The organism is Hoeflea algicola, assembly GCF_026619415.1.
GTDB lineage: Bacteria > Pseudomonadota > Alphaproteobacteria > Rhizobiales > Rhizobiaceae > Hoeflea > Hoeflea algicola.
Window position 1 is genome coordinate 39672 of record NZ_JAOVZR010000003.1, and the last position, 26183, is coordinate 65854.

Below are 26183 nucleotides of genomic sequence, written 5' to 3' on the forward strand. Positions count from 1 at the left end.
AAGTTGCCAGACTTCTCCCAGAAAATCCGATATGGCGAAAGCCACATCCTATCCGACGGGACTATACCTGGGTGCCCGCTGCACGAGAAATCCATTCTTCTCCCAAAGGCTGGCCAATTTTGATGGAAAACAAAAGAAATCCGACACAGATACCCATACGCGCTTTCTTGAGCCGCCAAAATGAAAAATGCACTTCCATCTACAAATCCATCTATCTTGGTCGTTGGATCATTGGTGTCTCATGTATATTTATGTATACAAAGGGTTATGCAGAAGAAGGGAAATTGTATGAAGAGCAGATTGTCGTCGAACATGCGGAGATAGTGATCCCGGCACTCGGTCGAGATAAAATGTCTGGTTACTTCTCGATCTGGAACGGTACCGACGAATATTTATGGATCAAAGGTTTTGAGAGCATTCAGTTTGCTACCATCACCCTTGACGAGCCGACAGGTGTGAACGGTAAATACGTTTCGAAACCAGAGCCTATTCCAAAAGCCCTTCCTCCAAAAACCGAACTGGTTATGTCAAAAGGAGGCGTGCAACTATCCATGAATTACGTGGAGAATCTGATCGCTGGCGACACAATTCCTGTCACTGTTTACTTCACAAACACGGATGCTATTCAGGTGCTTGCCAAAGTCCTGCCAGCTGCCGCAATTCCGACAGAACATCATCACGGAGAGCGCGACGGATAACTTCGTGGGATTGCGTCACGCGTCGGTAAGGTAACCGAGAATATGTCTTTCTGAATTCCGATCAAGCTTGTTGACCTGAGCCCCTGAGCATCCTCCAAAATTTGGTAGAGTTCGTCAGCCTGGATCGTTGCACGATTCAACGTGAACTGGCTCGCAATGCCAACGGCCACTAAAGGCCGGCACAACCGACCGTCAGAGCTGGGTTCGTCATGCGCGGCTGAAGAATAGCGCGTTAGGCGACGCTTTTTCGAGCTCCTTGGCCAGTCTGCAGCACACTCAAATCATTCGATAATCCGCTCGACCACCCAGCGTCTCGGCGGAACTTTAAATAGTCTTGGCTATGTCGGTTCGTTTGACGGCTTAGTTGTAGTCAACTGAACGACCCGCTGCCTTTCTTTTCACGAAAAGTTAATCACAAACCATATAGACAATTGATACCAGTGTAGGCAAAAAGAATGCCATGAACCGAATTGTGTCCCTCACTTTAGCTTTGTTCCTCGCGATTTCAGCGTTGGCGCACTCCTTTGGCGGTGGCTACATTTTTGACGAACTCCAAAGCACAATCGATTTGGTGGAATGCAGTTCCAATGTCACAGCTGCTATGCGCGGCTCTGACACGGTTCCGCTGAGCGAAGATACCGAAAGCAAGAAATCCGTGCACTGTCAGATGCACTATGCCATTTTCGCTGAATTGGTTGCTCCCCCGATCACATCTGAGACCCGGGAACATGCTGCATTTTGGAAAACGGCGTTCCTCTCTAATGTGGGATACGTAGTCCCAAGGCCGCCAAACGCTCACGGTTGAATGTCCATTGCGCAAATTGCGCCCATCGGCAACTTTCAACAACGTGAGTGTGAAGCATGATTTCGAAAAGAGGACTTATGTTCGGCATTGGTGCCGGCATCGTAGTATCCTTTGGGTTACCCGCGAATGCCCATACTGATAAATTCAAACTAGACGAAAAATTCGAGCCGCAGACCGTTCGCTATAGCGGTTACAAGCCCGGTACCATCATAATCGATCCGAAAAACCATTTCTTGTATTTCCAGCTTCCGTCAGGCGAAGCTCGCCGCTACGGGATCGGAGTCGGGCGTGCCGGTCTGACTTTCAAAGGGCAGGCGAAAGTCGGACGGAAAGCCGAGTGGCCATCATGGACCCCCACGGCCAATATGATTAGACGGAATCCGGGAAAATACGCGCGCTTTGCCAAGGGTGTGCCGGGTGGACCTAACAATCCATTGGGGTCGCGGGCACTCTACTTGTACAAGGACGGGCGCGACACGCTCTACCGCATTCATGGCACGACGGAACCGTCTTCGATTGGGCGCTCAGTGTCCAACGGCTGCATCCGCATGATCAATGAACACGTTGAAGACCTTTTTGAGCGGGTACCAGTCGGCGCGCAGGTAGTGGTACAGTAGCTTCACTCCCATTCTCAGCATGCAAACGAATGCGAGTCGAAAATCGTTTCCGAAATATGAACCTCGTTTTCCATCACAAATTTTCTGAACGGACCCACTGTGAATAAATTCGCGAAAGTTGAAATGATATGAACCGTCGTCAATTCATCTATGGGGCAGCCAGCACTTCAGTGCTGGCCTTGTCCAGGTGCACTACCGCCACCAAAGTCGGGCAACCGGTTGAAAAACTACCGACCAGTCAGAATTCGTCCAACATTATGACAATGTACGGACCCATGCCTGAGGAGAGGTTCCCTCTTCCAGCAATAGAAATAAGCAAGGTGCCATCAAAGTTCAGAAGGCGTCAGGTGAATTTCACCAGTCCATATCCAGTTGGAACCGTTATCGTCGACACAAAGACATACTACCTGCATCTGGTCCAGGAAAACGGACAAGCGATGCGATATGGCGTCGGCCTCGGTAGACAGGGTTTCGAATGGTCGGGTGAAGGTGTCATCCAATGGAAGCAGGCTTGGCCCAAATGGACTCCGCCTGATGAAATGATCGCACGGCAACCAGAGCTGGAGAAATGGAGCGCCGACAATGGCGGAATGCCGCCAGGGCTCAGCAATCCACTTGGCGCGCGGGCGCTCTACATCTTCCAGAATGGCAAGGATACGCTGTATCGCATCCACGGATCACCGGAATACTGGACAATCGGCAAATCTGTCTCAAGCGGGTGTGTCCGCATGATCAACCAGGATATTGTCGATCTTTATGGTCGCGTCACCAGCGGAGCCAGACTGATCGTACTCTGACGCTATGCGCAGGAAACGGAAGATGATGCTGCCGACGATTGAAAAAGAGCGCCCCATGGGCCAAGAATTCCGTACCAACGTGATCGGCATTCTCATGGCGGGCCTTGTCTTGACGGGATGTGTGACGAGTACGCTGGATCTTGATGGCCGAGGCGACATTCCTATCCCGCAAAAGACACTCGCCAAAATGCGGGAAATGGGAATGAGGTCCACAGATCCTGTACTGGTTCGCATCTTCAAGCAGGAGAGCGAACTGGAAGTATGGAAACGTGATTCGACAGGCAAGTACGCACTGATGAAGACTTACCCGATGTGCCGATGGTCCGGCGAATTGGGTCCGAAAAAATTTGAAGGTGACCGCCAAGCGCCGGAAGGTTTTTACACAGTCAATTCTGGCAGGTTGAACCCAAATTCTCAGTACTATCTTTCCTTCGATCTCGGTTATCCGAACAGGCTGGAGCGTGCTAAGGGCTATACAGGTTCCGCCCTGATGGTTCATGGGGCATGTTCATCGTCGGGTTGTTTTGCGATTTCCGACAATTATGTCGCAGAGGTCTATGCGGTTGTCAGAGACGCATTGCAGGGCGGTCAACAGGCTTTTCAAGTCCAATCCTATCCCTTTCGAATGACGCCGGAGAACCTTGCCGCACACAACGACAATCCAAATTTCGACTTCTGGATGGATCTCAAGGCGGGCTATGATCAATTTGAAGTACTGCGCCAACCGCCTCGGCTTCAGTTTTGCGAGGGTCGTTACAAGTTCGGAGAACCAGTCAACGGCGTGACACCTGTCGATCCGCTCGGGCAATGCCCAGCCTTCGAGCCTGAGGATCAGCAAGTAGCCGAAAAATCGACGGGAGACATCATGAAGATGCAAAGCCTGCTCAACGATGTCCAGAGACCTGGTCTTGCCTATTCGGATGGCGGCATGAACCCGGTTTTCCGAAAGCTTTTGGCAAAGAAAGGTCCTCAATATTTGTCGGAAGTAACATCATCTACATTGGTCCCGGTCAGCCGACCGAAAGCAGCCCTCGCGGATCCCTTCGTTGCCGACTAGTTCCGGCCCAAAATAGGTTCAACATGGGGACTATGCTTACCTGCCTCACGAGCTGATCAAACAGACAAATTTTGGACTAACGACGGCTAATCCAGCCTATCCAGGGCAGAAAAGAGTTGCTGACGCCCGCGCTGGTTACCCGAACATCGCCATTGCCCCGCCATTTTGTGATTCCGATGCCAAAGATGCGTAAGGCCAGCCCAGGGAAAACACGGGACCGAAATCATTGCAGGATTACCTCCTGGAAGCAGGGAGCATTGTTGAGCATTCCCATGTCTCAGAACCCAGCGCCTGGCGCTATTGCTGCGAGGCCCTTGAGGGATGCCATGAGGTTGGACCCGCCGCCCTTGTAACCGAAGACATAGTTTGCGGAACCGGATATCGAAAACAGCGGCGCGTAGCTAAGCTTTTCTGTGTCTGCTTCAATGGCATCGGTCACGTTGTCGAGGATCAGATTGCGATCTTCAAGGCTGACGGACAGAACAGCGTGGAACAAGCGACGGCTGGTGTCCTTGAGCACGACGATTTCCATGACGTTCATCGGGACGCCAAGGCGCGCCAGCACGGCCATTTTCAAGACGGCATAATCTTCGCAATCGCCGCTGCTGCGACCCAGAATTTCATTTGGCGTTGACCAATAATCAGTGCGGCCATGGTTCTGATCATCGGTCTTGTAGGCGACCATGCTGTTGACGGAAACCGAGACGTGGCGGAGTTGTTCGCTGATACTTGATCCGTTCAGCGCCAGGCGATCGGCGAGGTCTGCGCATTGATTGATGCAGATGGCTGACGGGCCGGAAGCTGCTGCTTTCCGCATCAAGACGGATATACGGGCACCGCTCTTGATCTTGCCAAAGCGGATCCTGTAGGCACCGAACAGTGGCAAGTCTTCGCGAATTTCCTGGCTGAGCGACGCGCCAGCCGATGCTGTTGGCACTGAAATGGAGGCGGTGGTGATCTGGTCCTGACTGGCAGTCAGATCACTGGGTGCCTGGTTATCTGCCGGGCGCGCGGCGGCAAGGGCCGCGAACGCCTGCGGAGCTGCAAAGTCAAAGGCAGGATCAGGATCAAAGCCAAGGGGAGCGAAGCCGCCTTGGCTCACGTTAAGAGTCGTCGTGAATTGTGCCATGGTCAGCCACGCCAGATTCCGGGCGACACTCTGGTTTTGCACGAGCGCGGAAACTGTATTGGCCGCGACCATAATCTCGGGTTTTGTTTCCCGAACATCGTAGTCATTGGCCTGCGCGGCGGATGCGCACAGAAGTGAGATTAGGAAAGAAGTGTTTCTCAGATATTGCTTATTTGTTACTTCATTATACATTTACTTCGCCTTCCCTTTGTACTAAGAGAAGACTACAATCTCAAATATAATATCTTGAAAACAAACATACCTAAAGAATATATATTATTTTTGATAAATTTTGAATGATTTTTATTGGGTTGATTTTATCGACGGCAATCTTCGCTTTCGGGCTTTCGCGGATGCAGCCGGCTCACCCATCACTGCGAAATCGGCGAAACCGGAAACGAAAGTTGGCGCTTCAAGAACCGAGCGCTAACATTAAACCGCTGGCCCGTCACCGCTACGTGATTTTGCGATTAGGCGGCCCCTACCCGGCTAATCTAAAGTGAGTTGAGATTGGACATCTATAAGGAGTCACAGTTGAATGCCGGTTGGCCGCCTATCGCATTGCTCCGGACAGCCAACGTCCATGAATCTGTCAACAGATCGGCGGAGGCATGCAACCTGAGGAAACAATTCCGCTAAAACTTGCTACCGTTGTTGCGTGTAGGACACCGAAATATAAAGGCGCGCCGGAAAGTGCTAGCAGCGTCCCGCCAGACCTGAATCAGGTGAATAGAAAATTCCAGATGATGAGCAAAGGAACTATGCCAATGATCGCAGCTCCTCTTGCAGTATCAATCCCACTTGCCGTCAACCGGCAACAATTTCTCAGCTCACTAGCGTCCGCGGTGCGAACAGGATGACTCCCGCTCCGAGAACACATATCGCGGCGCCAGCCAAGTCCCAGCTATCGGGCCGCCGCCCTTCCACGGTCAAAAGCCAGAGCAGCGAGGCTGCAATGTAGACACCGCCATATGCCGCATAAGCGCGGCCGGCCAAATCGGACGGGGCAAGCGTTAACAGCCAGGCAAAGACCGCGAGGCTAGCAAGACCGGGGACAAGCCACAGGGCGCTCGCCCCTTGCCGCATCCAGGCCCAGAAAGCGAAGCAGCCAGCTATTTCGGCCAACGCAGCACCCATATAGATGGACAACGTTCCAAACGATGTCATTGGCCATCTCCGCCTTGCGGGTGATCGTGGTCTGTCGCACAAAGCGAGTGATCACCCAGAACTTCAATCACCCGGCAATCGGCTATCCTGCCACCCGCACATTGCGCCACCATTCGCTTTAGTTCGACCTTTAGCGAGGCAAGGCGTGTGAGCCGTTTTTCAATTTCCGCCAATTGAGCCTTGGCAATAGCGTCCGCTGCCGCGCATGGCTGGTCCGGAGTATCCGAGAGGCTGAGCAGATCGCGGATTGCTTCGAGCGTGAAACCAAGTTCCCGCGCATGTCGGATGAAAGTCAGTCGATCAAGCGCCTTGCGGCCATAGAGCCGCTGGTTGCCTGTGCTGCGTTCGGCCTCCGGCAACAAACCGATCTGTTCATAGTAACGGATGGTCGGAATCTTTACCCCCGCCGCCCGTCCAAGTTTTCCAATGGTCAACATAAAATTTCTCTTGAAGCTACAGTAGCTAGAGACATTAGAGTGGGCATCTGATGAAGACAAGGGCCCGGCGCTTACTCGCCATTGGGCGAAGGAAAGACGATGACGAAAATGGATTCAGATAACGAAATAACTTGCGACTGGACAGTGTCTGGCATGGACTGCGGATCCTGCGCGACGAAGATCAAGGATGCAGTGGCGCGGCTGCCAGGGGTGACCGGGGTTGAGGTCGGCATCATGTCCGAACGCCTGCGCCTGACGTTGGACGAAGGCAGGACGGGCCGCGACAAGATCGAGAAGACCGTTCGTGCGCTTGGATACGGTATTGTGTCGCGCGTAGCAAAGCAGGAACCTGCCGAAGCGCATGACCAAGATCAAAACGGTACCGGTCGCTCACAGGCAGTCAGCAAAGCAACGGACGATTCTGGCCACGGTAGCCCCGGCCACGTTCATGACGATCCTGCGGATCGGGGCAAACGCTGGTATCAGACTGCCAAGGGTAAACTGGTGATCTTTACCGCCCTGCTTCTGGTTGCCGCCTGGGGTGTGGAATTGATCGTACCAGAGGTCGGCAATTGGGCATTTGTCGCAGCCTGCCTGATCGGAGTTGCCCCCGTCGCACGTAGAGCGTTTGCAGCTTTGCGGATGGGACAGCCCTTCACCATTGAAAGCCTGATGACGATAGCTGCTATCGGCGCATTGTTCATTGATGCGGCAGAAGAAGCAGCTCTGGTTGTATTTCTCTTCGCTGTGGGTGAAGTTCTGGAAGGTGTTGCCGCGGGCAAGGCGCGCGACGGTATTCGCGCTCTTGCCAATCTCGTTCCGAAGACAGCGCTTCTGGAGATGAACGGCGCCACGCGCGAAGTGCCGGCGACAAGTCTTGCCGTGGGGCAAACCGTGCTCGTCCGTCCCGGTGATCGCATTCCGGCGGATGGCGAGATTAAGGAAGGCACCTCGGGTGTTGATGACAGCCCGGTGACGGGCGAGAGTGTTCCGGTGAACAAGGGGCCTGGTGATTCTGTCTTTGCGGGCTCCATCAACACCGAAGCCGCGCTGCGGATTACGGTGACTAAAACCGCCGAAGACAACACCATTTCGCGCATCATTCGCCTCGTTGAAGAGGCTGAAGAGGCACGCGCGCCGACCGAACGGTTCATAGATCGCTTTAGTCGCTGGTATATGCCCGCTATCGTCACTGTTGCGGCTCTGGTCGTGCTGGTGCCGCCCCTGGCCTTTGGCCAACCTTGGGACACATGGGTTTACCGCGGGCTGGCGCTGCTGCTGATCGGCTGTCCCTGTGCGCTTGTGATCTCGGTTCCCGCCTCAATCGCTTCGGCGCTGTCAACGGGCGCGCGGCGCGGCATTCTAATGAAAGGCGGTGCCGTGATCGAGGCGGCGGCGAAGGTATCTCGCGTTGCCTTTGACAAAACCGGGACACTTACCCATGGGCGACCTGCGGTAACGGATATCGTAACTTTTGGTACAACCACCGAGGCCGAACTTCTGGCTGTCGCAGCGGGCGTCGAAAGCGGCTCAAGCCATCCGTTGGCTGTCGCTATTCTGAACAAGGCCGAGGAGGAAGGCCTAACAATCCTGCCCTCACGCGATGCAAAGGCACTGATGGGTAAGGGTGTGATTGCCACGGTGGGTGATGCCTCTGCCTGGGTGACTTCACCCGGATATGCCAAGGACAATGCCGGGATTGACGATGCGGGCCTAGCCCAGACGACGGCTTTCGAGGAACAGGGCAAGACCGCCGTTGTGGTGTTCCGCGAAAAAACCTCGCTTGGCATCATCGCCATGCGTGACGAACCACGCGCGGATGCGCCCGAAGCGGTGCGCCAGTTGAAAGCAATGGGCATTACGCCGCTCATCCTGACCGGGGACAACCCGCGCACGGCCGCGGCGATCGCGGCAAGCCTGGGCATGGAGTACCAGGCCAACATGATGCCCGAAGACAAGCTAGCGGCCATCCGCGAGATGAGCGATCATGGCGGCGTGATGATGATCGGCGACGGCATCAACGACGCACCGGCGCTCAAGCAGGCAAGCGTTGGCGTTGCCATGGGTTCGGGAACTGATGTCGCGCTCGAAACGGCCGATACAGCCATCCTCCGTGATCGAGTGACCGACATCCCGGCCACCATCCGCCTCACCCGTGCGGCAATGGCCAACATACGCCAGAACGTCACCATTGCGCTCGGTTTGAAAGCGGTGTTCCTCGTAACTTCTGTTTTGGGTCTGACCGGTCTCTGGATCGCGATCATGGCCGACACGGGAGCGACGGTTCTCGTCACGCTGAACGCACTGCGACTGCTGCGCTTCAATCCAGAACGGGAAACGTGATATCATGATTTCCAGTTTTGGCTGGTCCGCCCTGGCCCTGCTTTTTGGCTACCTTGTGCTTTTTTTCGGGGGCAGCGCGATCGCAGCTCGAGCCGCAGGCAAGCCGGTATGGCTGTTTGGCCGTGCCAAGGGACGCGACCGATGGGCTGCAATAGGGTTCCGTGCGGCCTTTGTTCTGGCTTCTCTTGCGCCGTTTCTGTGGCTGGCGACGCCTGTCTTGCGTGGGATAGATCCGTTCTGGGATCGAGGCTCAACAGCAGCGCTTGGCGTGATCGGCGTGTTCGTAGCAGGGATCGGTGCGATGCTTGCTTTCGCTGCACAAATGTCGATGGGGAGCTCGTGGCGCGTCGGTGTAGCCGAGGGAGCGACCGGCAACCTCGTCTCAGACGGACTCTATCGGCTCAGCCGCAATCCCACCTTTGTGGGTCAGTTTATGCTCCTGGCAGGTGTCGGCTTCGCGATTCCAGCAATTCCGACGATTTTTGCACCGCTGATCTTCTTCTGGTCGGCCTCGATACAAGCTCGGTCCGAGGAGGCGACGCTGCGCCAGGCTTTGGGGCCGGACTATGACCGCTACGCCGCGACCGTGCCGCGCTGGATCAGCCTGCGTCGCGGGATGAAGCCATGAACGCTCGGCTAATATGTAAATTGATCGGAGCCACATTGGTCACCGATCAACTCACAAAGGCGGCGGCGTTGACGCTGCTCTCACAGGGAAAGACGGTGGCGGTCTTTCCAGGATTGAATCTGACGCTCGGCTTTAACGAAGGGGCGAGCTTCGGTATGTTCTCTGATCTCATGGCGGGCAAGCCGCTGCTCATGGCGGCGCTGACCGGAACGTTGACTGTGGTTCTTGCCTTCATGGCGTTCCGTGCGCGTCACCCTGTCGAACGGGTCGGCTTTTCTCTGATCGTGGGCGGCGCATTGGGCAACGTTGTCGATCGGCTGCGGCAGGGCGCCGTCACCGATTTCCTTGATCTCGCATGGCGAGATTGGCGCTTTCCCACGTTCAATGGGGCGGATATAGCCATCACTCTCGGTGCGCTGTGCATCCTGCTCGCGTCGGCCGCCTCACATCGGAGAGAGGTGTCTGGTGTCGATCAATCCTGAACCTCAAGCTTTGTCAGCCGAGGAGCTGCCCTTATTGACGGCGTTCATCATCGCCCTGGCAGCAACTCTTGGCGCTCTCTTTATTGGTGAAGTTCTCGGACAGATGCCCTGCACTCTATGCTGGTATCAACGCATCGCAATGTTTCCCTTGGTGCCCATCATCGGCCTGTCGATCTGGCGTAGCGACGGCATGGCCCGTCTTTATAGCCCGCCGCTAGCGCTGGCAGGCCTGGCGCTGGCAGGCTGGCATTCGGGGCTCTACGCCGGTTGGATTCCGCAGGTGATCGCTCCATGCACCAAGGATGGCCCATCCTGCTCCGGTCCAGCCCAGATCATCCTTGGCCTTCCCATTCCTTACCTATCGCTGATCGCCTTTGCCGCGATCCTGGCATGTCTTGTTCTATCGAAAGGAAAACGCAAATGAACCGACGAACTCTCTTGATTGGAGCGTCCACTCTCGGCCTCGCAGTTTTTGGCGGCGGCGTCTTTTTCTTGACTAGGCGTAACCAACAGGTGGACACTGAAACCGTTGCGGCGGTTGATCCGTCGCTGCTGGTTCGCAGCTATTCACCGAGCTTCGGTCCCGATGAGGCTCCGGTAACGCTTGTCGAATTCTTCGATCCGTCCTGCGAAGCCTGCAGGGCCTTTCATCCGGTAGTCCAGAAAATACGCAAACAGTTCCCCACGCAAGTGCGCATTGTCATGCGCTATACCGTGTTCCACGAAGGCTCTGACGAGGCGGTGCGCATCCTTGAGACCGCAAGGATGCAGGACAAGTTCGAGCCCGTGCTCGATGCGATCCTTGAACAGCAGCCTCGTTGGGCGTTGCACGATGGGCCGCGGATGGACATAGCCTGGCAGATCGCAGAGACCGCCGGGCTCGACCTTGAAAAGGCCAAAAGCGACAAGCAGTTTCCAGGAATTACAGGTGTCCTCAATCAGGATATGGCGGATGTCAACGCCCTGGGAATCCGCCAAACTCCGACCTTTTTCCTGAACGGGCGTCAAATGTCAGAAATCAGCATTGACGGCCTCATCGCTGATGTGCGCAGCGCCGTCGAAAATTCCTAAAGGACCTCTCAAGGCCGGTCGGCATAGGACTTGAACAGTGCAAGCGTCCGCTCACTGACATGGTGCTCAATTCCCTCGGCGTCGAGTTCCGCCGTCTCGGCGTCAAGCCCGAGACGGATCAGGAACCGCAGGACGATCTCGTGCCGATGGCGGCATTCCTTGGCAAGCGCACGACCTTCGTCCGTCAGAAAAACCGAGCGATACTTCGCGCGAGTGATCAGCCCTTCCCGGGCGAGCCGGTCCAGCGCCTTCGTCACGGTCGGTGCCCGCACGCCCAGCCGTGCAGCAATATCGACCGGCCGGGCCTCACCCTGTTCGTGAATCAGATCCGCGATCAGCTCAACATAGTCTTCAGCCAGCTCGTTGCGCCGCGCCTCCCGTACTCCCTGGAAGGCCTCGGCTCTGGCATCTGCTAGGCGCTCGTCTGTTGCCGAAGGCAATCTGACGGTGAAATCATTTTTCATCATACCGGGCATGTTGCACAGCGCGACTTGACAAGTAAAGGTGTTGTGTAGAAAGTTAGCCAATACTAACTTTTTGCCCACAGACTTTGTTCGCAAATTCGCATAAGGAAAGCTTTGCTCGATGTCTACCATTGTACGCAGCCACAAACGCGACGCGCGGTCAGATTCTGAAGTCTCCCGGCGGGCTTCAGCGCCTGACGACACCGCATTGTCTGTCGACCCGCAACGTCGAGCCTTGCTGGTCGGAGGTTTTGCCGCTGCGAGCGGCGCAGCCATGGTGGCAAGTGGTGCAAGGTCGCAGACCAAACCTGATCCCACGGCGGGTCACGACATGTCCACCATGATGGATGATCCCTATGCTGCGCCGATGCCTGGAATGGCTCACGGTAACATGACAACGGTTGGCCTGGTTGATCATGCCAGGAACGGCTTCGACCCAACAGCCATGCTGACGGACTGGGAGACGGGACGGACCGAACAGTTGTCCGATGGCCGGACACTGCGCACCTTCGAAGTCGATGCTATCGACAAGGAAATCGAAATTGCCCCCGGCATCTTCTTCCCCGCATGGACCTTCAATGGCCGCGTTCCGGGCCCGGCTCTTAGGGCAAAGGAAGGCGAGAGGCTGCGGATCATTTTCCGCAACTTCGGCTCGCACCCCCATTCCATGCATTTCCATGGCATCCACTCAGCGCGGATGGACGGCGTTCCCGGCGCGGGATTGATCGGTCCCGGCGAGGAATTCATCTACGAATTCGATGCCAAACCCTTCGGCTGCCACCTGTATCATTGCCATGCTTTTCCGCTCAAGCGGCACATGCACAAGGGCATGTATGGCCTGTTCGTCATTGACCCCGATCCTGCCCTGCGTCCCGAACACGTTGCGGTTGCCGCCTCACGTCTGCTCGGCAGCTCCGAGAATGCCGAATGGCAGGAGATGGCGATGGTGATGAACGCCTTCGACACCAATTTTGATGGCGGCAACGAAGTCTATGCCTGCAACACCGTGGCCCTAGCTTATATGAACGTGCCTATCCGCATCGACAAGTCGCGCCCCGTTCGCATCTACCTGTTGAACGTGACCGAGTTCGACTTCATCAACTCGTTTCATCTGCACGCGAACTTCTTTGATTACTACGATACCGGCACCACGCTGACGCCGACACACCGCACTGTCGATGTGATCATGCAGTGCCAGGCGCAGCGCGGGATTCTTGAGTTCAGCTTTGCCGAACACGAGTCCGGAATGTACATGTTTCATCCGCATCAATCCGAGTTCACAGAGCTCGGCTGGATGGGCTTGTTCGACGTGCAGGAGCCTTCAGCATGAGAGAGAACAGCCAACCTCAACCGGCCAAATCCTCCATCACCCAACTCATGCTGGTGTTGTTGCCGCTGGCCGCCATGCTTGTCGCCTTCGTCTGGATCGCTTCACTCGACCCCCTGCGCAGTTTCAACAATGGCGCTCCGCCGGTCGAGGCCATGACCGTGGAGCGGACCATTCTCGACGAGACAGGCATCGGGTTGCGGGTACGAGCCGGCGGATCAGATCCCATGGTGATCGCCCAGGTGGTGGTGGACGACGCGTTCTGGACCTTCACCCAAGATCCGCCCGGACCAATCGCGCGGGGAGAGGCCGTCTGGGTGCAGATTCCCTATCCCTGGGTGCTTGGCGAGGCACATGTTGTCAAACTCCTATCCAACACCGGCACGGCGTTCGAACATGAAATCGCTGTCGCCGTGTCGACGCCAAAGGCCACGACGTCCCAATTACAGGCGCAGGCGCTGGTCGGGGCGATCGTCGGTCTGCTGCCGGTGGCGCTCGGACTGATGTTTTATCCGGCCATGCGCGGCGTCGGGCGGGCCGGGATGAACTTTCTGCTCGCGCTGACTGTTGGTCTGCTGGCATTCCTGCTCATCGACATGACCGCCGAGGCACTGGAGCTGGCCTCCGAAGCGGCCGCATTGTTCCAGGGGTCCGCAATGGTCTGGCTGGCGGGCCTGGCGAGTTTTCTGCTATTAATGGCGATCGGACGCTGGCGCGGCCAACCCGAGGGACTGGCGCTCGCATTTTTCATCGCCCTTGGCATAGGGCTGCACAATTTCGGTGAGGGCCTGGCGATCGGCGGCGCTTTTGCAGCCGGATCGGCAGGGCTTGGTACCTTCCTCGTTCTCGGCTTTGCGCTGCATAATGTGACTGAGGGAATCGGCATCGCCGCACCCATGCTGCGGATCCGTCCTCCACTCTGGACATTTGTGGCGCTGACACTACTGGCCGGCGGTCCAGCCGTACTGGGTATGTGGGCGGGCAGTCTCGCCTATGCGCCACAATGGTCGGCATTAGTTCTGGCTGTAGGCGCGGGCGCAATCATGCAGGTCATGGTTGAGGTCGGCGCCTACCTGATGCGCCAGAATCCTGACCGCCAGGCCGTATTGCTCTCGCCGGCTGTTCTGGGAGGATTTCTTGGCGGGATCGCATTCATGTATGCCACTGCGGCGCTGATCAAGGTTTAATTCAACTGACCCGGCCGGGTCATCCGGCCATAGTGTGTGCTACCGAATTGCCTCCGTGGGAACCTACTCGCATGACCTGAGTTCGGGCGCATGTTGGTCAGAGCGGCTTGCCAAGAAAGGCCGCGCCATAAAAAGGTTAGCAGAAGCTATTTATGTATCACCAGTCTATCATAAGGTTTTTGAAAGAAATCCGAATACCATGACCCGATCAGCCTGGCGCCAGGAGCGCGAAGCACCCTCCATGTCGGAGGTGTTCCGAACCATCGCCGTGGGCAATGGAGGCACCAGCCGATTCCGCCGCTTTCTGGCCTTTGTCGGCCCAGGTTATCTAGTAGCTGTGGGCTACATGGACCCGGGTAACTGGGCAACATCGCTCGCGGGGGGCGCAGCATTCGGCTACACGCTGCTGTTCGTGGCGCTTTTGTCCAACATCATGGCGATCCTGCTGCAGTCGCTTTGCGCGCGGCTGGCGGTAGCCTCAGGTCGTGATCTGGCTCAGGCCTGTCGCGACGCCTATCCAAAATGGATGTCTATATCGCTATGGATCTTTGCGGAACTTGCCATCATCGCCACCGATCTGGCAGAGGTGATCGGCACCGCCATCGGGCTGAACCTGCTGTTAGGCATCCCGTTGGAAGTTGGTGTATTCATCACTGCGGCCGATGTGTTCCTGATCCTGTGGATGCAGAACAAGGGGTTTCGCTGGATTGAAGCCTTCATCATTGCACTGATGGCGACGATCACGGTCTGTTTCGCGGTGCTGATCGCGCAGGCTGATCCCGAATGGGGCGCGGTGATCGCGGGCTTTGCACCGAACCGCGAGATCGTCAACAATCCCACGATGCTCTATCTCGCGCTGGGGATCATCGGAGCGACCGTGATGCCTCACAATCTTTATCTCCATTCAGGCATCGTGCAGACCCGTGCATTTGGACTCGATCTGCCCTCTAAACGGGAGGCGCTGCGACATGCTACATGGGATTCGACTATTGCGCTGATGTTCGCATTGACGATCAACGCCTCAATCCTGATCCTTGCGGCGGCGGCCTTCTACACCGTCGGCGAAAATGACGTGGCCGAAATCGACAAGGCGCATCTGCTCTTGGAACCGTTGCTTGGATCGGCTTTGGCACCTGTGCTGTTTGGTGTGGCGCTGCTTTGCGCAGGCCTGAATTCGACCGTGACCGCCACCATGGCGGGTCAGATCGTGATGGAAGGGTTCATCAAGCTTCGGCTGAGACCTTGGGTGCGGCGTCTAATCACCCGTGGCATTGCGATCCTACCCGCAACTTTCGTGATTCTGTGTTTTGGCAGCGAAGGCACCGGACAGTTGCTGATCCTGAGCCAGGTGGTCCTGTCCTTCCAGCTACCCTTTGCAATCGTGCCGCTGGTAATGTTCACCGCCAGCTCCGCCAAGATGGGCGAGCTGGTTGCGCCCCGCTGGCTGACCGCAGTCTGCGCGTTGATCGCGGTCACGATCATTGTCCTGAACATAAACCTACTGGCGACTATACTATTGGTATGACCATTACTGTGCGTGATGGCAGAATGTCGCACTTGAGGCTCAAGGGACTTGAGGTCTTAAACAGGTCGGGGAGCGGAGACGAACGAACCGATGCGATTGACAAGCGTGCAGAAGATCCTTTGGGCCGCAGCCGGTTTGGCTGTGCTGGCTTATGGCACGCTCGTCCTTTTGGCGAACCGAGCGCCGTTGCCCTCGGATGTTGCCCCCTTCCGGCCCACCTTCGCACTCCCCGATGCTGAGGGGCGCCTGCGGAGGACGGAGGAATTTGCAGGAAAGCACCAGCTGGTGTTCTTCGGTTTCACCAATTGCCCCGACGTCTGCCCCACGACGCTGGCCGAGGTCGCGCAGGTCATGGACCATCTTGGCGATCAGGCTGCCCTTGTGCAACCGCTCTTTATCTCCATCGACCCCATACGCGACCGCAGGCTGGGACTTGCTGATTTTACCGCAGCCTTCCACCCGTCGATCCTCGGTCTCGCGGGCGACGAGAGGCAGACCAGCGCCGTAGCCGACAGTTTCCGCATCTATTACGAGCGCGAGGCCAATGCCAGCGCGCCCGATGGCTACACAATGTCGCACAGCCCATCTCTTTACCTGATCGGACCCGACGGAGATTGGCTGCGCCAGTTCAGCTATGGCACACCGGCAAGCGAAATCCTGAACGACCTGAAGCAAAGATTGTGAGTATCATGAAATATCTTCTGACTGCGCTCCTCCTCAGCCTATCCGCCGGCCAAGTGCTGGCATGTGAACCCGTTGAACTTGGCTCACTCGAAATCTCGGAAGCCTGGTCGCGGGCTTCGATCGGAATGACGCGGCCCGGTGCGTTCTACGTCACCATCCGCAACACCGGCGCGACGGACGATACGCTGACCGCCATCACCACTCCGGTGTCCGACAAGCCGATGCTGCACGAAACCGTGGTGAAGGATGGCGTGGCCTCGATGCCGCACGCGATGGCGATCCCCGTACCGGCAGGCTCCACCATGGCGCTGGAACCGGGCGGCTATCACGGCATGCTGATGGGCCTCACAAAGGTGCTGAAGGAAGGCGAGATATATCCGGTCACGCTGACCTTTCGCGAGGCGGGCGATGTGACGGTTCCCGTGGCTATCCGGGGCATGGGCGCGAGGGACGCTGGCTGCCCGGACAGCAAAAAATGAGACGCCGGAGGCTGCTTCTCGCCGGAGCCTCAGGCGTTGGCGCACTGATCTTGACTCTCGGCCTCGGCTGGTGGCGGAGCCGTGACGACGTTCAATCTGGCTCCAGCCTCGTGCCTTTGCCGATAGGCGAGATGTCTTTCACCCTGACGGACCACCGCGGAGCGACGGTGAAGCCTTCGGACTGGATCGGCCGCCCGGCCATGATCTTTTTCGGCTTCACCTGGTGCCCGGATGTCTGTCCGACAACGCTGGGCGACATTACCCTCTGGCTGGAGGAACTCGGCCCCGACGCCGACCGGCTTAACACGGTCCTGATCAGCGTTGATCCGGAGCGTGACACGCCTGAGGTGTTGGCGGATTACCTGTCGAATTTTGATCCCAGAATCACCGGCCTGACCGGCCCTCTCGGCGAAATCGAACGCGCCGCGAGCGGGTTTCGCGCCACTTTCGAAAAGATACCACAGGGGGACCGTTACACAATGAACCACACCGCTGGCGTGCTCCTGTTTCGCGCCGACGGCAGATTTGGCGGGATCGTCGATTACCACGAGGATCGGCGTCTCGCCGTGCCCAAAATCCGAAGGTTGCTGGAATGATCCTGCGGAAGGGGTTCTGTTGCCTAGATTTTTGATCCCAAGACAGTCGAAATTCGCACAATTAAATGGCAAACTTGGGCCAGTTCGGCGCATTTTTACGATTGACTGCCAAGCGACAACAGCGTTGCTCACCGACAAAACTCCCTCCCCTTGCGGAAACCATGGGCGATTTCGAGAAAATTCACCGTAAGCGGCTGTGTGCGCGAAATTAAAATCGATAGTTTAGAGGCTGAGACAAGATACGACTCTATAGTCAGAGTATCCATTTTAGACGAATCCACCATATTGAGCATTCAGCTTTCATCTAACGGAAAAGCCCCGATGCACGGATAGAAGGCGTGGCGTGGTGCCTATCAGCTCCAGCCGCCGCCTATCGTCCGATAGAAAATATGCGAACCAATCTGAGTCATGCGCTGCATGGAGCGGGCCCAGGAAGGGTTCACATAGGTTGCATTATAATGAGTGGACGAAGCGACCTCGGCAAGAAATATCTTGCCGGCAGATACCGCCATCGCGACGTCCTTCGCGAGCCGAAAAGCTCTTCGGTCGACAATCAAATCGGCTACACCGTCACAGGCGAAAGAGAACTGACATCTGTTGAACCAGCTCTTGTTTTGGTACACTACTTCGCAGATGCTACCGGGATATTTGGGGTTGCGCACTCTATTTAGAATAACTTGGGCGACAGCAGCCTGTCCCTTCACCTTTTCACCGCGCGCTTCAAAGTAAATACCGGTCGCCAAGCATTTTTGTTCAGTGGCCGAGAAAACCGATGCTGGGAGAGGCTGACTCATCCAATCATGGTCACCTTCCTCCACCGGGGGAACAAAACGACCCATGTCTGTTTCGCCTCCCAGCACTGCATCAAAAGCCCCCTCTGGAGCATGGTAAGCGTCCGTCGGTGCGTAGGCCGTGGCAAGAACATCAGCCGAATCATTGGTGACGAGGGCAGCGAGAACAGGCGGGACACCGGCCAAACGGTCATCTTCGGGTTTATGACGTGCCGAAGCGTCTCCCTTTGTAAAATACTCGAAGCTTTGCCTGAGTTCCCCGAACTCAGACGCAGATAGCAGCGGCACGAAGCCAGGTTGGGCGATCGATATCCCGGCTGATAGCCCTGCCGTATTCCTGCGCGGCAGCCTCGAGGTTTTCGTCAGAACCGCCGATGTTACAGAACCAATCTCGTGGGCACCCCGCAGCTTGATCCGGGCGCCTTTTTTACCATAGTCCTCCCTACCGACGAGGAATGCAAAACGATCTGCGTTCTGGGTTGTTCGGGGTTCTAGGGTCGCTTCCATTTGCGTACCCCTTGATTTGTAGAGGTGTGGCGGAGACGCAAAACCGAAAGCTATCCACGACACCAAACACAAAGCCAAAGCGGGGAGCTTAGGGCACACGGCTGTTCGCATCCTTGCTTCTCCAAACCTGGTTCGTTGCGCGAAGAGGATGCTTTATTAACCTTAACTGATTCTTAAAGCCAATCCCTCGTCGGCGCCACAATGTCTCAGCAAAGCAGCAATCTGGCGGCAACCACCCCATCTATTCATTGCTATATGAGAGATCATTCCTCTATAAGTGAACGGCGGCGTAATTGGTCTTGCCCGGATTTTGTGGAGAGGCTTTCACTCTGTGATGGCCATTTCGGCCTTGCATGAGGCCAGCAATTTGTATCCCAATGCGGAATGTCACCGACGTGGATTGTAGAAGCCGTCGATATATCGGCCAAGGGCCAATTCCGTAGCTCTTCGGGTCTGGAAGCTGGATCGCCAGATCAGCTCGTTCTTGATCGTCTTGAACACTGTTTCCACCATCGCGTTGAAGCTCCTATGTTCGTCAAGCGGTGATTTGGGCAGATTTCGGTACACAGATCTGGCTGTAGATTTCGCGAACTATGTAGCGCTTCAAGCAGCGAATGATTTCGCTTTTGCTCTTTCCGTCTTTCGTGCGTTTTTTACATAGGCAAGGTTCGTGGCTTCGCATTCTGACGATGGCCACGCGATGGAGTGCAGCATTAGCCTGTCGATTGCCGGCACGGTTCAATCGGAACCTATTTGTTTTGCCGCTAGATGCTGGGATCGGGCAAACACCGCAAAGTTTTGCAAAGGCAGTTTCCGAGCGAATCCGCGTCGGTTCATCGCCAACTAAATCAACATCTTCGCCACTGTCAGCGTTGCAATCCCATGCGAAGCCATCAAGTCTGGTGCGCGTTTGGTGACAATGCGTTCCCGTTCCTTGTCATGTGCGATGATTTCCTCATGCAACCATAGCCAACGACGCGCCAATGCGCGCATGGCTGATTTTGCGGAGGCCAACGGCGTGTCGATGTCGCCAGGTCGGTAGGCTGCGATATGCCGGATCAGCGCGACTTTTCCTCGGATTTGATCCAGCGTGTCACGCAGATCGACGTCTTCAGGGTCACCATTGCCTGCGAGCGTGATTTGACGGTAGTATCACGCGCATTCTTCAAATGTCGGATCATCTCCGATGATCCTGATTGTGTTTTGGGGAGCGCTGTTGCCTGCCGAGAGAGAACGGATCGTGCGGCACCCTCAGCATCCAAGCTGTCTGGCCGCTAAGGCACCCCTCTTTCCGGTCACTCGTCGATACCGCAGTAAGCAGCCTTTCCCGCCCCTTTTTGCCGTCTGTAGGTCTTGAAGGGATATGAACCAACGACCCCGCATCAATAGAGGTGTTTCGCCTCGAATTTATCAGCCTTCTCAATCGCTTGATACCCTAAGCTGAGCCTGTGGTCTACGGATTTTCAAAGTTCGCGACATTATCAAAAAACGCTTCAACTTTTGCCTTGCTAAAAGGCTTTCCTTCAAACCAGTGGTGCTTGAAGCTTTTCATCAGTTGCTTACACCCTAGCTTGTCGTACTGCTTGATCCCTCGTGGAAACTCCATATTGAGGGTGGATCGGCGCACTTCGGTGCTTGAACCATGATGCGGCCCTTGGTCTGATTCAATCAGGTCGAAACGCGCATATTTGCCGTCGTGGGTTATCCAGTGTTGGACGCAATGCGTGCCCGCCAACGCTGACGGCAATTTTATAGACCTAGCTCGACGCGCCAGCATCTCTGCCTGTGTCGCAAGCGCCCCTCTAAATGCACCTTCATCCAGTGCCCAAAAGAGCCAGTCGGGGTCCGCGACCAAAACCTGCGGCAGCGTTTTGCCTTTGTCTCTCCACTTACCAAAATTAACTTCTGCCCACACTCTCAAATTCCTCCAAGCCAGAAACATAATCTCGTTCAGGACGTAAGCGGCGCAAGCGTTGATAGCGAAGATTGAGAAAGCCCTGTGTCGCTCATGAAATGAGTATCGAACGCTGCGACTTCAAGCTGCAACGCCATAATGTCAGATATTTTCTCATATATATTGACTTTGTCAGCTTTTACGATGATGCTGTGAACATTGGAGGCGACGATGACTGATGGCCCTTTCCGAAATTCAGCACTGAGCACTAGATGGAAGCAGTACGGGCAGGACCTCGTCAGCGACGCGGCCTCCCAGGACGAACGTGTCAAGCAGGCCTGCCACAGCGTTTTTGGCGATATTAAGTTTTTCGATCGGCTTTACGGCGAGCTCAACGCTCGCACCTCGCGTGAACAGATGGATCTCGATTCCGTCGCGGCTACCGAAACGATCTTTGATAACAATGAGCGATCGACGATGAGCGACACGTTGGAACGAAACCTTCTATGCAACCTGAGGGAAGGGATGCCTGAACGGAAGTCACTCGATTTGGCTCTCGAGCAAGCCGTCGGTGAAATCCTCGCGAATGCCAAGAACCGCGTAGACGAAGAATGTATCCGAGCACGTGATGTTAGCGACATGAGCCGGTCGGACTTTTCGAAAGGATTGCAGCGAAACCGAGAAACCTTTGCTGCCATAGACGTCGGTAGCGTTTGTGCGGCGCTCGAGAACGGCAACAAAAACGCGTTCCGCCGGACCGTGCGCAAGGATGTGAATGATGGACCAGATGACTGAAATGGGCTCGGACTTCTATGAAGAAAAGCACCTAATTGCCGTTGAGAACGGTCAGCGGGCCGGAGGTCCCACGTCGCACAATCTGGTGTTCGCCGAGATTGGAAAACATATCAGGTTCGTCCCTGATATTCTCGATACCTTCGATGTGAAGGGCTTTGCCGCAAAGCACTACGACTTGATGGTGGTGGCGGCCGCCATCGAATTTGCCGATCGTCGTTGGAAGCGGCCAACGTCTTGGTTGCGTAAACTGCACATTACCGTCCCAGTCACTGACTACGATTCCTGGTCAAGGCCCGAAGTTCAATCGACGCTCCGCAGCGCAATGAACTTTCTTACCGGCGACAGTTGGCAATTCACCTTTGTCAAAGCCACTGAGCGCTCGCCGATCGGATCGCGGCAGATACCGCTCGTCTTTGATCAGGCCAAGACCTTCGCAATTGCCTACAGCAACGGATTGGATTCACGCGCGGTCTCCGCGCTCAGCGGAGCGCCTGCCGAGGCGTTATGTATTCGCGTTGCCGGCACCAAACAGCGCAGGATGGCTGGTGACAGCTACTTCACGCAGATCCCTTTCAGGGTGAAGGGCTTCAAGGGCAAGGAGAGCAGCTTCCGATCACGCGGATTTCAATTTGCGGCTATCGCGGCGATCGCCTCGCACCTGTCGAATATCGCGAGGATCGTGGTTCCCGAGAGTGGCCAAGGCGCGCTCGGGCCGGTGCTCGTGCCTCTTTACAATATCTATACCGACTACCGAAATTTCCCAACGTTCTTCAGAAAAATGGAGCGGTTCACGCGCGCCCTTCTCGGGACCAACATCAGGTTCGAGCAACCACGGCTGTGGTTCACGAAAGGCGAGACCCTGACGGCGTACCTCGGCTTGCCCGGTAAAAAAAACGAGTACCTCGTTCAAACTCGCTCCTGCTGGCAAACGCGCAGGATCGTCAATGCTGAGCGCCGCCGGCAATGCGGGCTCTGCGCGGCGTGCCTTCTGCGACGGATGAGCCTTTACGCAGCGGAAGTCGTTGAGCCCAATGACACCTATGTTATCGCGGATCTCGCTGCCGTAGAGATTGAGGCAGCCCTTTCGAAGATCTCTGCAGAAGCCGATCGCGATATCATGATCGAATACGGGAGTGTTGGGGCTCGCCATCTACAACATCTTGCTGAGATGGCGGAACTGCCCGACATAGCATTGCGCCCGTTTGCCTCTCAGATTGCGGCGGCGACGGGAGAGGCTTATGAGCAGACCCTTCGAAACTTGAGACTGATGTTAATGACGCATGCCAAAGAATGGCGGAGATTTTTGTCCGCGCAAGGTGATGGAAGCTTCCTAAGTAGTTGGCTGGACGGAGGTCGCCATGACCGCTTTAAATGAGCTAAGTGCGCAGGAAATCGGCCGACGGCTCCGGATCGCTCGCGAGAATGCCGACGTTCGCCAAGACGACGCCGCACAATTCATTAGCGTCTCCCGCCCGACCCTTGTCTCGATCGAAAAGGGTGCACGACGGGTAAGGATTCAGGAGATCCAGACTTTGGCCCACCGATATGGCGTATCGGTCAACGCTCTGTTGCGTCGCGAGGCTGTTCATACGGATCTGGTGCCACGATTTCGAAAGCTAAGGGAGACGGAAGACGAACATACGATCGAGGCCGTCCGGCTCTTCAATGACCTGATCAAGGCCGATGTCGAACTGGAGAATATTCTCGGGATCCAACGCCGGTTTAACTATCCGCCTGAGCGAGGGCTTAACGAGGGCGACGCAGCAATGCTGGGCGAAGCTCATGCAAAGGAGCTTCGAGATTGGCTAGGGCTAGGGTCGGGTCCTATCGCCGATATTTTCTCCGTCATTGAGCACGGGTTAGGAATTCGCCTCTACCAGCGGCGGCTGTCCTCGCGTTCACGGGTCGCGGGTCTCTTCACCTATGACGACAACGTTGGGGCGTGCATTCTGCTTAACGCGAACCATCCGCTCGCTCGACGAGTTCAGACCGCCGCGCACGAAACCGGCCACTTCTACGGGACGCGACGCATGCCGGAGGTCCTTGAGGAAGACGAGAAGTTTCTCTCGCGGGACGAGCGTTATGCAAATTCTTTCGGCCGCGCCCTCGTAACGCCGGCAGATAGTTTTGGCGAGAGCTACCGCCAGCTCAAGGAGATCACTGGCAAAACCACGCGTAGGCTCGTCATCCTCCTCGCCGACCAGTACGGCATCTCCCGCCAGGCCTGCGTTCTTCGCTTGGAAGAGCTGGGGCTTGTGAAAAAGGGAACTTGGTCGTGGTTCGAAAACAACGGCGGCATCTCGGATGACCACGCACGAGAAGTGCTTGGCAGCGCAGCCGATCGGCGCGATGCCGGCAAGGCGGATGCAGATCGGCCGATCTCACACCGGATGAGCCTGATGGCCCACGCGGCATGGAAGCGCGAGCTGATGTCAGAGGGCCAGCTTTCGGAGCTGCTGAAGATCAGCAGGATTCAGCTGCGAGAGATCGTCGATCAGATTGAGCTTGAGGAAAAAGAGACGGATGACCTACTCAAGCATTCTGAGTGAGAACACCGCTGCATTGGCTCTTGATACGAGCGTGTTGATCAATCTGCACGCATGCCGGCGTGGCGTCGAGATTCTCGTCGCGATCCCCAATCGAATTCTCGTCCCGTACATCGTCGCCCGAGAACTCAATCACGAGACGAGCCGCCGAAACGGCGAGGAGGCATTTCTACAAGCACTGGCGGCGGCTGGAAACATCACCCTAGTCGATCTTTCGGAGGAGGAGTTCGAAATCTTCTTCAAGCTCACTTCCGCAGCGTCCTCTCTTGATGACGGTGAAGCCGCGGCGATCGCTATTTCCAGGGGACGAGGCCTTTTCCCGGTAATCGACGAGCGGCGAGGCCGCAGGCGAGCTAAGGAAATTATCGGGATCGAACCGGCATGGTCGCTCGACTTGCTGTCTCACCCGAATACGACGGCCAGCTTGGGGGCTAACTTTTCCGTGGACGCCCTCTTTTTGGCGCTGCGTGACGGGCGTATGCGTATTCCCCCTGAGAGTGCGTCCGAAGTCGTCGGGATTATTGGCGATGATCGTGCCAGACAATGCACTTGTCTACCGGGATACCGGCATCTATTCGGTGAAAAAAGCGAGCAGCACCGGGGACGATTTGATCCGATGCTTTTCTAAGTCGCACGACAAACAGATAGCCGCATAGCACTAACAACCTACTGGTTAAGGAGCTGCTGCGGCAGAAGTCTGGTGTTAAAGGCGAGCCATTTCGGTTTCGGCTGCCTCGCGGATAAACCTCTTCAGATCATCTGTATTTCGGACTTTCCGATCGTCATAATAGATCCGATGGATGTTGAAGGATGCGGCGCTTGCCACAACGGGAGAAATGGACGCGATGTCCAAGATCTGTCCGCCAACACTGACATTTATCTGCTGAGGATCGCCACCTACGACACCCATCGGCTTATAAATGGGGCGATTGTAAGTGTCGTAGTAGCAGCCGTCGCTCCAAATTGACGTTTCCTTCTGGAGTCTTGCCGCAACAGCCTTGCATACTGCTTCAATCCGCTCGACGCGAGTTTTCGCGGTGAGCTCGACGACCTCGGACCTCGAGGCGAGGATTTCATCGGCGACTTTCCAGATATCGATCATCGGTAGAATTCGGCGATCAGAGAGCCGCGTCGCGATATCCCTGACCGAGGCGTCACTTGCCTCTCGAAATTGATGGAGCGATCCCCAAAACAGTGTGTCGTCCAGCAGGCGCGCTTGATCGAGATTGCTTGGGTCGCGGAAAAATCGCACGAATGGGTGAGTATCCGAAAGGCCGGTGGCAGGCACATCACCTGCCGCAATCAGCTCGAAAACCCTGCTTAGGAGCAGGGCGAACATGAACTCGAGCCCCCGGATCTTCTTGTGCAGGTATATTGTGGGATACAGCTGAAAGAGCGTCACTGTGAACTGTTCGAGCGAGATGTATGCCTTGCTATCGACGTATAGGAAACGCGCATCGCCGTTTTTTCCAACCTTGAGATTTCGCAGCAGCCAATCCAGATCGATGCCGCCGGAAGACACGCCGGCGAAGTAGGCGTCGCGTTTGGCATAGTCAAGCCTGTCTGCATCCAGCTGACTTGAAACAACGGACGTGTAGATGCAGTTCTTGTCCGCTTTTTTGATAATGTCGCGGACCATGGCGGGGAATTCCGTGCCGCCAAAATTGACCAGTGCCTCGCCGATCGTAGAGTCAGTAATGATTTTTTGGGTGACCTTTTCGTGATCGACGGCGTCTTCGAGGCTTTCTCGTTTCCCTTCCTCGAGTTTATTGCGTGCAAGAAAGAATCCCATCGCTCTCTCAAAGGCGTGGCTGAACATACCATGACCCACGTCGTGCAGCAGCGCAGCGGCAAGGCATGCCTCCGCCTTTTGCGACCAATTCCCGCTTGATCCCTCGGGCTCGATGATCGTCAGCATTCGCTTAGCGATCTTGTAGACGCCGAGAGAATGGGCGAAGCGGGAATGGGCGGCGGAGGGGAAGACGTAGTCGGAAAAACCAAGTTGCTTGACACGGCGCAGGCGTTGAAAAAATGAGTCGGAAAGAAGGTTTTTGAGCTCGTTTTCGCGAGCCCCGTTGAAATCAATGAATCCGTGGATCGGATCCTTAATAACCTTATTCAATATTTCCTGCATGTCTTCCCCCACTATGCTTCAAT

General features: G+C 55.9%; 30 protein-coding genes and 1 pseudogene. 20 read left to right on the top strand and 11 right to left on the bottom strand.

All coding sequences use genetic code 11. From position 1 onward, the window contains the following. Positions 1 to 122: 122 nt before the first annotated feature. The 5 genes from OEG84_RS23930 (at position 123) to OEG84_RS23950 (ending at position 3974) form a co-directional block, all read left to right on the top strand. Positions 123 to 698, top strand: coding sequence for a copper chaperone PCu(A)C (locus tag OEG84_RS23930; RefSeq protein ID WP_267656381.1), 576 nt, complete (start codon positions 123 to 125; stop codon positions 696 to 698). Positions 699 to 1158: 460 nt separating this feature from the next. Further along, positions 1159 to 1503 (top strand): hypothetical protein, encoded by a 345-nt coding sequence (locus OEG84_RS23935; RefSeq protein WP_267656382.1) that lies wholly within the window; start codon positions 1159 to 1161, stop codon positions 1501 to 1503. Positions 1504 to 1559: 56 nt separating this feature from the next. After that, entirely contained in the window at positions 1560 to 2120 is a 561-nt protein-coding gene (locus OEG84_RS23940) for a L,D-transpeptidase (RefSeq protein ID WP_267656384.1), read from the top strand. 128 nt (positions 2121 to 2248) lie between these two features. Continuing rightward, on the top strand, positions 2249 to 2917 hold the full coding sequence (locus OEG84_RS23945) for a L,D-transpeptidase (RefSeq protein WP_267656385.1): 669 nt from the start codon (positions 2249 to 2251) through the stop codon (positions 2915 to 2917). 22 nt (positions 2918 to 2939) lie between these two features. Then, complete coding sequence (locus OEG84_RS23950; protein ID WP_425602934.1) at positions 2940 to 3974, top strand: L,D-transpeptidase family protein; 1035 nt, start codon at positions 2940 to 2942, stop codon at positions 3972 to 3974. 277 nt (positions 3975 to 4251) lie between these two features. Here the strand turns inward: OEG84_RS23950 and OEG84_RS23955 are convergent, their stop codons facing one another. From OEG84_RS23955 to OEG84_RS23965, 3 genes are all read right to left on the bottom strand, one after another. Continuing rightward, positions 4252 to 5295 (bottom strand): transglutaminase-like cysteine peptidase, encoded by a 1044-nt coding sequence (locus tag OEG84_RS23955; RefSeq protein WP_267656386.1) that lies wholly within the window; start codon positions 5293 to 5295, stop codon positions 4252 to 4254. Positions 5296 to 5928: 633 nt separating this feature from the next. Then, a complete protein-coding gene (locus tag OEG84_RS23960) occupies positions 5929 to 6270 on the bottom strand; it encodes a YnfA family protein (RefSeq protein WP_267656388.1) in 342 nt (113 codons plus the stop codon). Beyond that, complete coding sequence (locus tag OEG84_RS23965) at positions 6267 to 6707, bottom strand: MerR family transcriptional regulator (RefSeq protein WP_267656389.1); 441 nt, start codon at positions 6705 to 6707, stop codon at positions 6267 to 6269. The genes OEG84_RS23960 and OEG84_RS23965 overlap by 4 nt, the downstream gene beginning before the upstream one ends. Before the next feature lie 153 nt (positions 6708 to 6860). On the opposite strand from OEG84_RS23965, the gene OEG84_RS23970 reads away from it, so the two are divergent. From OEG84_RS23970 to OEG84_RS23990, 5 genes are read left to right on the top strand one after another with little or no spacing between them, the layout of a single operon-like run. Further along, positions 6861 to 9050, top strand: coding sequence for a heavy metal translocating P-type ATPase (locus OEG84_RS23970; RefSeq protein WP_267656390.1), 2190 nt, complete (start codon positions 6861 to 6863; stop codon positions 9048 to 9050). Between the two features lie 4 nt (positions 9051 to 9054). Then, positions 9055 to 9678 carry a methyltransferase family protein gene (locus OEG84_RS23975; RefSeq protein ID WP_267656391.1) on the top strand — a complete coding sequence of 208 codons (624 nt, stop codon included), beginning with the start codon at positions 9055 to 9057 and terminating at the stop codon, positions 9676 to 9678. 35 nt (positions 9679 to 9713) lie between these two features. After that, a complete protein-coding gene (gene lspA / locus OEG84_RS23980; protein ID WP_267656392.1) occupies positions 9714 to 10160 on the top strand; it encodes a signal peptidase II in 447 nt (148 codons plus the stop codon). Continuing rightward, on the top strand, positions 10144 to 10584 hold the full coding sequence (locus tag OEG84_RS23985) for a disulfide bond formation protein B (RefSeq protein ID WP_267656393.1): 441 nt from the start codon (positions 10144 to 10146) through the stop codon (positions 10582 to 10584). The genes lspA and OEG84_RS23985 overlap by 17 nt, the downstream gene beginning before the upstream one ends. Continuing rightward, a complete protein-coding gene (locus OEG84_RS23990) occupies positions 10551 to 11231 on the top strand; it encodes a DsbA family protein (RefSeq protein WP_267656395.1) in 681 nt (226 codons plus the stop codon). The genes OEG84_RS23985 and OEG84_RS23990 overlap by 34 nt, the downstream gene beginning before the upstream one ends. A gap of 8 nt (positions 11232 to 11239) precedes the next feature. Here OEG84_RS23990 and mntR read toward each other — a convergent pair whose 3' ends face one another. Beyond that, entirely contained in the window at positions 11240 to 11707 is a 468-nt protein-coding gene (gene mntR / locus OEG84_RS23995; protein ID WP_267656592.1) for a manganese-binding transcriptional regulator MntR, read from the bottom strand. Positions 11708 to 11969: 262 nt separating this feature from the next. Here mntR and OEG84_RS24000 point away from each other — a divergent pair, with 262 nt between their 5' ends. From OEG84_RS24000 to OEG84_RS24025, 6 genes are all read left to right on the top strand, one after another. Further along, the gene (locus tag OEG84_RS24000; RefSeq protein ID WP_267656594.1) at positions 11970 to 13025 is read left to right on the top strand and encodes a multicopper oxidase domain-containing protein; all 1056 of its coding nucleotides are present in this window, start codon (positions 11970 to 11972) and stop codon (positions 13023 to 13025) included. Beyond that, complete coding sequence (locus OEG84_RS24005; protein WP_267656396.1) at positions 13022 to 14209, top strand: ZIP family metal transporter; 1188 nt, start codon at positions 13022 to 13024, stop codon at positions 14207 to 14209. Before OEG84_RS24000 ends, OEG84_RS24005 begins: the two co-directional genes overlap by 4 nt. Positions 14210 to 14408: 199 nt before the next feature. Beyond that, positions 14409 to 15734 (top strand): Nramp family divalent metal transporter, encoded by a 1326-nt coding sequence (locus OEG84_RS24010; RefSeq protein ID WP_267656398.1) that lies wholly within the window; start codon positions 14409 to 14411, stop codon positions 15732 to 15734. A 105-nt stretch (positions 15735 to 15839) separates the two neighbouring features. Then, positions 15840 to 16418 carry an SCO family protein gene (locus tag OEG84_RS24015; protein WP_267656399.1) on the top strand — a complete coding sequence of 193 codons (579 nt, stop codon included), beginning with the start codon at positions 15840 to 15842 and terminating at the stop codon, positions 16416 to 16418. A gap of 5 nt (positions 16419 to 16423) precedes the next feature. After that, positions 16424 to 16897 (top strand): copper chaperone PCu(A)C, encoded by a 474-nt coding sequence (locus tag OEG84_RS24020; RefSeq protein ID WP_267656400.1) that lies wholly within the window; start codon positions 16424 to 16426, stop codon positions 16895 to 16897. 131 nt (positions 16898 to 17028) lie between these two features. Then, positions 17029 to 17493 carry an SCO family protein gene (locus OEG84_RS24025; RefSeq protein WP_267656402.1) on the top strand — a complete coding sequence of 155 codons (465 nt, stop codon included), beginning with the start codon at positions 17029 to 17031 and terminating at the stop codon, positions 17491 to 17493. Positions 17494 to 17846: 353 nt separating this feature from the next. Here OEG84_RS24025 and OEG84_RS24030 read toward each other — a convergent pair whose 3' ends face one another. From OEG84_RS24030 to OEG84_RS24050, 6 genes and pseudogenes are all read right to left on the bottom strand, one after another. Further along, a complete protein-coding gene (locus OEG84_RS24030; RefSeq protein ID WP_267656403.1) occupies positions 17847 to 18791 on the bottom strand; it encodes a cell wall hydrolase in 945 nt (314 codons plus the stop codon). Positions 18792 to 19115: 324 nt separating this feature from the next. Continuing rightward, a pseudogene (locus tag OEG84_RS24035) lies at positions 19116 to 19310 on the bottom strand (integrase core domain-containing protein); the annotation flags it as partial. 16 nt (positions 19311 to 19326) lie between these two features. After that, entirely contained in the window at positions 19327 to 19614 is a 288-nt protein-coding gene (locus tag OEG84_RS25565) for a transposase (protein ID WP_366927427.1), read from the bottom strand. Between the two features lie 20 nt (positions 19615 to 19634). After that, on the bottom strand, positions 19635 to 19784 hold the full coding sequence (locus OEG84_RS24040) for a hypothetical protein (protein ID WP_267656404.1): 150 nt from the start codon (positions 19782 to 19784) through the stop codon (positions 19635 to 19637). Positions 19785 to 19849: 65 nt separating this feature from the next. Continuing rightward, positions 19850 to 19972, bottom strand: a complete 123-nt coding sequence (locus OEG84_RS24045) for a hypothetical protein (protein WP_267656405.1) — start codon at positions 19970 to 19972, stop codon at positions 19850 to 19852. Between the two features lie 272 nt (positions 19973 to 20244). Continuing rightward, positions 20245 to 20706 (bottom strand): hypothetical protein, encoded by a 462-nt coding sequence (locus OEG84_RS24050; RefSeq protein ID WP_267656406.1) that lies wholly within the window; start codon positions 20704 to 20706, stop codon positions 20245 to 20247. A gap of 210 nt (positions 20707 to 20916) precedes the next feature. Between OEG84_RS24050 and OEG84_RS24055 the strand changes: the two genes are divergently transcribed. The 4 genes from OEG84_RS24055 to OEG84_RS24070 are packed head-to-tail and all read left to right on the top strand — an operon-like array spanning position 20917 to position 24654. Next, entirely contained in the window at positions 20917 to 21480 is a 564-nt protein-coding gene (locus OEG84_RS24055) for a hypothetical protein (protein ID WP_267656407.1), read from the top strand. Continuing rightward, positions 21461 to 22855: a 7-cyano-7-deazaguanine synthase gene (locus OEG84_RS24060; RefSeq protein ID WP_267656408.1), complete on the top strand. Its 1395-nt coding sequence runs from the start codon at positions 21461 to 21463 to the stop codon at positions 22853 to 22855. Before OEG84_RS24055 ends, OEG84_RS24060 begins: the two co-directional genes overlap by 20 nt. Then, on the top strand, positions 22839 to 24029 hold the full coding sequence (locus OEG84_RS24065; RefSeq protein WP_267656409.1) for a helix-turn-helix domain-containing protein: 1191 nt from the start codon (positions 22839 to 22841) through the stop codon (positions 24027 to 24029). The genes OEG84_RS24060 and OEG84_RS24065 overlap by 17 nt, the downstream gene beginning before the upstream one ends. Then, positions 24004 to 24654: a PIN domain-containing protein gene (locus OEG84_RS24070; RefSeq protein ID WP_267656410.1), complete on the top strand. Its 651-nt coding sequence runs from the start codon at positions 24004 to 24006 to the stop codon at positions 24652 to 24654. Before OEG84_RS24065 ends, OEG84_RS24070 begins: the two co-directional genes overlap by 26 nt. 75 nt (positions 24655 to 24729) lie before the next feature. Here the strand turns inward: OEG84_RS24070 and OEG84_RS24075 are convergent, their stop codons facing one another. Further along, complete coding sequence (locus tag OEG84_RS24075) at positions 24730 to 26160, bottom strand: HD domain-containing protein (protein ID WP_267656411.1); 1431 nt, start codon at positions 26158 to 26160, stop codon at positions 24730 to 24732. Between the last annotated feature and the right edge of the window lie 23 nt (positions 26161 to 26183).

What these genes read in the sequence shown, in the direction of transcription:
- OEG84_RS24030 (WP_267656403.1), bottom strand. Translation starts at nt 18,791, where the DNA reads ATGGAAGCGACCCTAGAACCCCGAACAACCCAGAACGCAGATCGTTTT.
- OEG84_RS24040 (WP_267656404.1), bottom strand. Translation starts at nt 19,784, where the DNA reads ATGCGCGCATTGGCGCGTCGTTGGCTATGGTTGCATGAGGAAATCATC.
- OEG84_RS23955 (WP_267656386.1), bottom strand. Translation starts at nt 5,295, where the DNA reads ATGTATAATGAAGTAACAAATAAGCAATATCTGAGAAACACTTCTTTC.
- OEG84_RS24010 (WP_267656398.1), top strand. Translation starts at nt 14,409, where the DNA reads ATGACCCGATCAGCCTGGCGCCAGGAGCGCGAAGCACCCTCCATGTCG.
- OEG84_RS24070 (WP_267656410.1), top strand. Translation starts at nt 24,004, where the DNA reads ATGACCTACTCAAGCATTCTGAGTGAGAACACCGCTGCATTGGCTCTT.
- OEG84_RS24020 (WP_267656400.1), top strand. Translation starts at nt 16,424, where the DNA reads ATGAAATATCTTCTGACTGCGCTCCTCCTCAGCCTATCCGCCGGCCAA.
- OEG84_RS24075 (WP_267656411.1), bottom strand. Translation starts at nt 26,160, where the DNA reads ATGCAGGAAATATTGAATAAGGTTATTAAGGATCCGATCCACGGATTC.
- OEG84_RS23930 (WP_267656381.1), top strand. Translation starts at nt 123, where the DNA reads ATGGAAAACAAAAGAAATCCGACACAGATACCCATACGCGCTTTCTTG.
- OEG84_RS23975 (WP_267656391.1), top strand. Translation starts at nt 9,055, where the DNA reads ATGATTTCCAGTTTTGGCTGGTCCGCCCTGGCCCTGCTTTTTGGCTAC.
- OEG84_RS24000 (WP_267656594.1), top strand. Translation starts at nt 11,970, where the DNA reads ATGGTGGCAAGTGGTGCAAGGTCGCAGACCAAACCTGATCCCACGGCG.
- OEG84_RS23965 (WP_267656389.1), bottom strand. Translation starts at nt 6,707, where the DNA reads ATGTTGACCATTGGAAAACTTGGACGGGCGGCGGGGGTAAAGATTCCG.
- OEG84_RS24065 (WP_267656409.1), top strand. Translation starts at nt 22,839, where the DNA reads ATGACCGCTTTAAATGAGCTAAGTGCGCAGGAAATCGGCCGACGGCTC.
- OEG84_RS24005 (WP_267656396.1), top strand. Translation starts at nt 13,022, where the DNA reads ATGAGAGAGAACAGCCAACCTCAACCGGCCAAATCCTCCATCACCCAA.
- OEG84_RS23950 (WP_425602934.1), top strand. Translation starts at nt 2,940, where the DNA reads ATGATGCTGCCGACGATTGAAAAAGAGCGCCCCATGGGCCAAGAATTC.
- OEG84_RS23945 (WP_267656385.1), top strand. Translation starts at nt 2,249, where the DNA reads ATGAACCGTCGTCAATTCATCTATGGGGCAGCCAGCACTTCAGTGCTG.
- OEG84_RS23990 (WP_267656395.1), top strand. Translation starts at nt 10,551, where the DNA reads ATGTCTTGTTCTATCGAAAGGAAAACGCAAATGAACCGACGAACTCTC.
- OEG84_RS23940 (WP_267656384.1), top strand. Translation starts at nt 1,560, where the DNA reads ATGATTTCGAAAAGAGGACTTATGTTCGGCATTGGTGCCGGCATCGTA.
- OEG84_RS24045 (WP_267656405.1), bottom strand. Translation starts at nt 19,972, where the DNA reads ATGATCCGACATTTGAAGAATGCGCGTGATACTACCGTCAAATCACGC.
- mntR (WP_267656592.1), bottom strand. Translation starts at nt 11,707, where the DNA reads ATGCCCGGTATGATGAAAAATGATTTCACCGTCAGATTGCCTTCGGCA.
- OEG84_RS24025 (WP_267656402.1), top strand. Translation starts at nt 17,029, where the DNA reads ATGTCTTTCACCCTGACGGACCACCGCGGAGCGACGGTGAAGCCTTCG.
- OEG84_RS23960 (WP_267656388.1), bottom strand. Translation starts at nt 6,270, where the DNA reads ATGACATCGTTTGGAACGTTGTCCATCTATATGGGTGCTGCGTTGGCC.
- OEG84_RS23970 (WP_267656390.1), top strand. Translation starts at nt 6,861, where the DNA reads ATGGACTGCGGATCCTGCGCGACGAAGATCAAGGATGCAGTGGCGCGG.
- OEG84_RS24060 (WP_267656408.1), top strand. Translation starts at nt 21,461, where the DNA reads ATGATGGACCAGATGACTGAAATGGGCTCGGACTTCTATGAAGAAAAG.
- OEG84_RS23935 (WP_267656382.1), top strand. Translation starts at nt 1,159, where the DNA reads ATGAACCGAATTGTGTCCCTCACTTTAGCTTTGTTCCTCGCGATTTCA.
- OEG84_RS24055 (WP_267656407.1), top strand. Translation starts at nt 20,917, where the DNA reads ATGACTGATGGCCCTTTCCGAAATTCAGCACTGAGCACTAGATGGAAG.